6 protein-coding genes are annotated in these 6541 nt (G+C 66.8%); 5 read left to right on the top strand and 1 reads right to left on the bottom strand.

Translation table 11 applies throughout. From position 1 onward, the window contains the following. The first annotated feature begins 150 nt into the window (after positions 1 to 150). From ddrC to Q0R23_RS14635, 5 genes are all read left to right on the top strand, one after another. Complete coding sequence (ddrC, locus tag Q0R23_RS14655) at positions 151 to 888, top strand: DNA damage response protein DdrC (RefSeq protein WP_293914136.1); 738 nt, start codon at positions 151 to 153, stop codon at positions 886 to 888. Positions 889 to 1219: 331 nt separating this feature from the next. Then, on the top strand, positions 1220 to 2470 hold the full coding sequence (locus Q0R23_RS14650) for a CinA family nicotinamide mononucleotide deamidase-related protein (RefSeq protein ID WP_293914134.1): 1251 nt from the start codon (positions 1220 to 1222) through the stop codon (positions 2468 to 2470). Between the two features lie 89 nt (positions 2471 to 2559). Continuing rightward, positions 2560 to 3627, top strand: coding sequence for an RNA 2',3'-cyclic phosphodiesterase (thpR, locus tag Q0R23_RS14645; protein WP_293914132.1), 1068 nt, complete (start codon positions 2560 to 2562; stop codon positions 3625 to 3627). A gap of 62 nt (positions 3628 to 3689) precedes the next feature. Further along, a complete protein-coding gene (recA, locus tag Q0R23_RS14640) occupies positions 3690 to 4781 on the top strand; it encodes a recombinase RecA (RefSeq protein ID WP_293914130.1) in 1092 nt (363 codons plus the stop codon). A gap of 213 nt (positions 4782 to 4994) precedes the next feature. Then, a complete protein-coding gene (locus tag Q0R23_RS14635) occupies positions 4995 to 5555 on the top strand; it encodes a DinB family protein (protein ID WP_293914128.1) in 561 nt (186 codons plus the stop codon). Here Q0R23_RS14635 and Q0R23_RS14630 read toward each other — a convergent pair. Beyond that, positions 5541 to 6413, bottom strand: coding sequence for an App1 family protein (locus Q0R23_RS14630; RefSeq protein WP_293914127.1), 873 nt, complete (start codon positions 6411 to 6413; stop codon positions 5541 to 5543). The genes Q0R23_RS14635 and Q0R23_RS14630 overlap by 15 nt on opposite strands. Positions 6414 to 6541: the final 128 nt, after the last annotated feature.

Below are 6541 nucleotides of genomic sequence, written 5' to 3'. Positions count from 1 at the left end.
AACCTGCGCGGCGCAGTATAGAGCATCCCACCCGGCGCGGCGCGACATGCAGACTGCTCGCCCGCCCAGCAGCGCAAAACCTCACCTTGAGCGTCCATCCATCTGGCCTCATAAATTATGTTCTGAGCAGAATCATGCTACAATACTTCCATGAAAGCCGACATGATGACTGTTGCTCCCACCCTCCAGATCGGCAGTCTCCGGCTGCCGCTGAGCAGTGACACCCGCCTGCACGCCAGCTCGGCACTCACCGCGCTGGGCCTGAGCGCCGCCGCCGAGTGGGCACGGCTCGACTGGGAAAACCCGCACTGGGCCGCCTTCGAGCATCAGCATAAGCTGGGGCGTGAGCTGCGCGACTTCGGCGCCGGACCCGAACCGACCCTCAGCGTGGCCGAGTTCGTGGGCCTGGCCGCCCGCACCGACACCACCCAGGCCCGCCGGGTCCAGCGCCGCATGCACGACACCTTCGCCCGCGCCCTGACCGGCGATATCCGCCTGGCCGCCGACATCGCCGAGCGCAGCAGTGACCCCCAGGCCATGAGCTGGCTGCACGCCCGCCTGGAGTCCCAGGACGCCCGCCGCACCCTGATGAGCGCCGCCGCCCGTCACGGCGGCCAGGGGCAGATTTTCGGGCAGCTCGGTAGCGTCAGTAACCGCAGCGTGCTGGGCAAGGACAGCGCCACGTTGCGCCAGGAGCGCGGGGTCAGGCACACCCGCGACGGCCTGCTGACCGACGAGCTGCGCCGGTTGTCGTACCTCGACGCGGCCACCGCCGCCGCGCTGGAGGGTGGCCGGGTCCAGGGCAACGAGGCGATTCTGGCGCTGCACCGCCGCGTGGCCGAGCGCGAGCGGCAGACCTGGGGACTGGGGCTGAATAAGGCGGGCTGAACAGGGCACAAGATAGGGGCGAGCCGCAGTGGCCGCCCTTTTTTTGGTTGTGGGTTGTGGGTTGTGGGTCGTGGGTCGTGGGTTGTGGGTCAAGGCCCCTGGGGCCACGTTCTGTTGTTCTGGCTGTTGTTCTGGTCGCTGCGGCAGGGAGCTGAAATTGGGCAATCTGGCCTTCCAGACCGTCCGGGGCAGCGTCGTACAGGAAACGACCAAGCCCACATCCCACATCCCACTCCCCACTTCCCTATGCTGGAAGGATGTCTACCCTGTTGACCATCCTGTTGACCAACACTCTGTTGACCGACACCGCCACCCAACCGGGGCAGTCCTCTTGAGCACCACCCTCACCGCCGAGATTCTCAGCGTGGGCACCGAGCTGTTGCTGGGCGAGATCGTGGATACCAACGCCGCCTTCGTGGCGCGTGAGCTGGGCGTGCGGGGCGTGACCTTGCAGCGTAAGGCGACGGTGGGCGACAACCTCTCTCGCCTGTCCAGCATGATCCGTGAGGCGCTGGGCCGGGCCGACCTGCTGATTCTGGGCGGCGGCTTGGGCCCCACCGACGACGACCTGACCCGCGAGGCCATCAGTGCCGTGGCCGCAGAGACGCCCACCGAAGACCCGGCGCTGCTGGCCTGGCTGGAGGGGCTGTTCACCTCGCGGGGCCGGGTCATGGCGCCGATCAACCGCAAGCAGGCCTGGCTGATTCCCTCGGCGGCGGCGCTGCCCAACCCCAACGGCACCGCGCCCGGCTGGTTCGTGACGCTGCCCGCAGGCCACCAGTTCGCCGGAAAGCAGCTCGCCGCCCTGCCGGGGCCGCCCCGCGAGATGCACCGGATGTTCCTTGAGCAGTTGCTGCCGCGCCTGAACTTGCCCCAGCAGGCGTTCTACGCCGTGACGCTGCACACCTGCGGCATCGGCGAGAGCGACGTGGCCACCCGGCTGGGCGAGCTGACGCAGGTGGCGAACCCCAGCGTGGCGACCTACGCCCGCAAAAGTGGCACCGACGTGCGCGTGGCGGCCAGCGCAGGCAGTCTGGAGACCGCACAGGCGCTGGCCGGGCCGGTGATAGCGCGGGTACGCGGCGTGCTGGAGGGCTTCATCTGGGCCGAGGAGGGGCCGGGCGACGCGGCGGCGACCCTGGCGAGCACCGTCACCGGGCTGCTCAGCGGGCGCAGCTTCGCCGTCGTCGAGGCGGGCAGCGGGGGCACGCTGGCGCTTCAGTTCGCGGGCTCTCCCCTGCTGCGCGGCGCGGCCATCTCGGAGGATCACGCGACCCTGCTGACGCTGGGCCTGACACCTTTGACGCTCAGCGAGGCCGGAGTGGTCAGTATCCAGGCCGCGCTGGAGCTGGCACACGGCGCACGCGAACGCTTCGGCGCCGAGGTGGGCCTGAGCGTGTGCGCCAGCCTGGAGGGCGCCACTCAGGGGCAGATGGCGGTGGCGCTGGTCAGCCGCGATCGGGAACAGACAGCCGTCATGAACTGGCCGGGCGACGCTGGGCAGATTCGGGAACGGGCCGCCAGCACGGCACTGACCCTGGCCTTCCGAACATTGACGAGCTGGAATGGGGTGAGCGCGTGACCGGGCCGCGCAGGGACGGCAAGCTCAAGCTGGACAACACCAGAATGAGCACTACCAAAACGAGCACTAGCAAAACGAGCACTAGCAAAATGAGCACTGCCAAAACGAGCAAGGCGGCCTCGGTCAAAAGTGAGCTGAGCAAAATCCGTTCGCACAGCGGCAAACCGGCGCCGAAACGGGTGAGGACTGAGTACCTGGACGAAACGGATGCCGGGCGGAACACCTCAGCGCCGTCAGGACCGGACAGGAGCCAGGGCAAACCGCCAGGACGCAGCGAGTCAGGACGTCGGGGTAGACCGGAGCGTTCAGACCGGGACCGTTCAGACCGGGACCGCCCAGCCACAGACCGATCAGACCGGGCGCCCTCAAACCGGGCGACGTCGGACGCCGCACCGTCGGCGCAGAGCAAGGCAGGACGGGACCGACCCAAACGCCCTGCCGACCCCTCCAGATCAGACATATCCAGATCAGGCAACTCCAAATCCGGCAACTCCAAACCCGCCCCCAGCTTCGACCAGGGTGACCAGGGCGCCCACGAGGCGCGGCCCCGACTGTTTTACGCGCTGCATCTTCCGACCCCCGTGGCCGACGCGCTGGCCGTGGCCCAGAAAGAACTGCGCGGCAACTGGCGGGCGGTGCAGCCGGATCAGCTTCACATCACCCTGGCGTACCTGCCCAGCACCGACCCGGCGCGGCTCTCCGACTTTAGGGCGCTGGGCGAGCAGCTCTCGCTGGAGACGGCACCGATCACCATTCGGCTGCGCGGCACCGGTTACCACCCGAATGAGGGCAGCCCCCGCGTCTGGTTCGTCCGGGTTGAGAGTGTGGGCGCTAAGAGCATGGGGGTTAAAAGCAACGCGCTAGAAGGCGACGGGCTCAGTACGCTGGCCGAGCGGCTGCGCTTCGCAATAGCCGAACTCGGCGCCGAGACGGACAACCAGGCGTTCAAGGCCCACATCACCCTGGCGCGTAAAAAGGGACCGGCCCCCCGCGTGCCACCGATCACCTTCGAGACCGTCTGGGAGGCGCCCACGCTGACGCTCTACCGCAGCCATCTCCAGAAGACGGGACCGGTTTACGAGAACCTGGCGTCGTTCCGGTTTCGTGGTACTATTATGTCCAGTACTGAATCCGTACCAATAATTTCTACCAATTAGGATCAGGCCAGCCAAGATCAACCGGACACCATCCAGATCAGCCTGTCCCCGGAGGACACCTTATGAGCAAAGACAACCCCAAAGAAACCACCGCCGCGCCCAACAACGACAAGGAACGCGCCAAGGCCATCGACATGGCCATGAGCCAGATCGAAAAGCAGTTCGGCAAGGGCAGCATCATGCGCCTGGGCGCCGACACCAAGCTCGACGTGCAGGCCATCAGCACCGGTAGCCTGAGCCTGGACCTGGCGCTGGGCATCGGCGGCATTCCGCGTGGCCGCGTGACCGAAATCTACGGCCCGGAGGCGGGCGGCAAGACCACGCTGGCGCTGGCGATCATCGCCCAGGCGCAGATAGCGGGCGGCACGGCGGCCTTCATCGACGCCGAGCACGCCCTGGACCCGGTGTACGCCCGCGCCCTGGGCGTCAACACCGACGACCTGCTGGTCTCGCAGCCCGACAACGGCGAGCAGGCCCTGGAGATCATGGAGTTGCTGGTGCGCAGCGGCGCCGTGGACGTGGTGGTGGTCGACTCGGTGGCGGCCCTGACCCCCCGCGCCGAGATCGAGGGCGACATGGGCGATTCGCTGCCCGGCCTCCAGGCCCGGCTGATGTCGCAGGCCCTGCGCAAGCTGACGGCCATCCTGTCCAAAACCGGCACCGCCGCGATTTTCATCAACCAGGTCCGCGAGAAGATCGGTGTGATGTACGGCAACCCGGAGACCACCACCGGCGGGCGGGCGCTGAAGTTCTACGCCTCGGTGCGCCTCGACGTGCGCCGCATCGGCCAGCCGCTCAAGGTGGGCAACGACGCGGTGGGCGCCACCATCAAGATCAAGACGGTCAAGAATAAGATTGCGCCGCCGTTCAAGGAAGTCGAGCTGGTCATCACCTTCGGCAAGGGTTTCGATCAGATCAGCGACCTCGTGACGCTGGCCGCCGACATGGACATCGTGAAAAAGTCGGGCAGCTTCTACAGCTACAATGAAGACCGCATCGGCCAGGGCAAGGAAAAGGCCATCGCCTACGTCACCGAGCGCCCGGAGCTGCAAAAAGAGCTGCGCGAGAAGGTCACGGCGGCCATCAAGGCAGGCACTATCAAGGAGGCCGTGGTCGTCGCCAAGCCGGTGGAAGAGGCCGTGCTGGCCGAGTAGGTAGAACGTCGAAAGAGGCAGAGCAACGACCTTCGCCGCTGCTCTTTTTGTTGGCCCGCAAGAGCAGATGTCATAAAAAGACCCTTTTTATGACCGAGCGGAGCGAGTAGTTTTGACTGAGCAGGACGCAGAATGGAGGCGCGGGGAGGCTGTTTTCCCCGTGGCGTAATTCGGAGTACTGCTCTAGGCTTGTTGGCCCGCTAAACTCTGACCATGACTCTCACCCAAGCTCAAGGGGAGCGCCTGTGCCGCATCGAGGCCGAGCCGCCCTATACGCCGCAGATCGGGCTGCTCGTCGACATGCTGAAGTACGCCCGCCACACCACCTTGCAGGCGGTGGAGGGGCTGAGCGTGAGTGAACTGGACGCCAGGCCGCCCGGTTTTACCAATTCGGCTGGCATGCTGCTCGCGCACATCGCCGCCACGGACCGCATCTACCAGCACCTGAGCTTCGGCGGTGTGGACCCGATGGAGCCGCTGCTGCCTGAATACGCGCCCTACGTCGGCGCCATGACCTTCGGCGAGGCGGGCGAGCGCGTCACGGGCCTCAGCCTGGAGCGGCATCTCAGTGAGCTGGCTGCCGCCCGCGCCGAAACGTTATCAACGCTGGCCCAGAAAGACGACGCCTGGCTGGCCTCGCGCCTGAGCGTGCCGTATTTCGGGTACGCCAACCAGCACTGGGCCTGGTTTCACGTCATGGAAGACGAGGTAAGTCACCGGGGCCAGATTCGGCTGATCCGGAAGGCGCTTCAAACACCGTCAGGGCAAGATTGACTCGAAGGCCGCCGCACCTGGGCTGATGACCACGCGCACGCCCAGATTCGCCGTCAACGCGGCGACGGTGGCGACCCGTTTCACTCCCGCCACGTCACGCAGGGCGATGCCCGCCACCCGGCCCGGATGGGCTCTGGCAAAGGCGGCGTAGATCTCCGGATCGTTCTCGCCGGTATCGCCGATCAACAAAAACTGGCCGGGCAGGTCGCGGGCCAGGGCCTCGCGGGCGGCGCGTTTGTGGGCCTGGGGACTGCGCAGCGCCCCAATGTCCAGCGGGCGCAGCAGCAGCGGCCCGGCACTCAGTCCCCGCGCCGCGAGTACCGCCCTCAGAAAGTCGGTCAGGCCGGTGGGGCTGTTCGACAGATACACGATGGGGGCCAGCCCCGCGCCGTGAATGTGCGGTACAGCGGGGCGATGTCGGCGAAGGCGGCCCGGTTGGCGACGGTGGCGTTCAGGAAGGTGCGCAGAGCTCGGCCCTGCGACACACCGGTGATGAGCACCGTGTCGTCGAGGTCGCTGATGACGGTTATGGGCGAATCCGGCAGCGGCGTCAGATCGGGGACCACGCTCTCGCCGCTGTCCAGACTGACCTGCCCAGACTGATCTGCCCAGACTGATCTGCAAAGTGCCTTCCAGCGGTGTGTTCAGGGTACAGTGGGCCTGAGCCCGGTGGTCGGTGGTCACGAGTTGGACCTGCGGCCCGGCCTGGCAGCGCGCCCTGACGTCGCCTGAGCCCTGGGGCGCGGTCCGCGACAGGTTGCGCAGAACCGTCACGGCGGCAAAGCTGGTTTCCGGCGTGTGGCGCACCGGGTCGTCGGCGTCCACCTCCACGCTGAGCTGGGCGCTGTGCCGGGACACCCAGCCGCTCACGTACAGGTCGTGTGCAGGCGCGGCCAGAGCAACCGAACTAGAGCAGTACTCCGAATTACGCCACGGGGAAAACAGCCTCCCCGCGCCTCCATTCTGCGTCCTGCTCAGTCAAAACT

This window comes from Deinococcus sp. (genome assembly GCF_025362455.1).
Lineage (GTDB): Bacteria > Deinococcota > Deinococci > Deinococcales > Deinococcaceae > Deinococcus.
Note: the sequence above shows the minus strand (reverse complement) of the source record. Positions and strands in the feature narration are given on the sequence as shown.

Excerpts from the sequence above, each read along its gene's own strand:
- Q0R23_RS14635 (WP_293914128.1), top strand. The coding sequence starts at position 4,995 with ATGACTCTCACCCAAGCTCAAGGGGAGCGCCTGTGCCGCATCGAGGCC.
- recA (WP_293914130.1), top strand. The coding sequence starts at position 3,690 with ATGAGCAAAGACAACCCCAAAGAAACCACCGCCGCGCCCAACAACGAC.
- thpR (WP_293914132.1), top strand. The coding sequence starts at position 2,560 with ATGAGCACTGCCAAAACGAGCAAGGCGGCCTCGGTCAAAAGTGAGCTG.
- ddrC (WP_293914136.1), top strand. The coding sequence starts at position 151 with ATGAAAGCCGACATGATGACTGTTGCTCCCACCCTCCAGATCGGCAGT.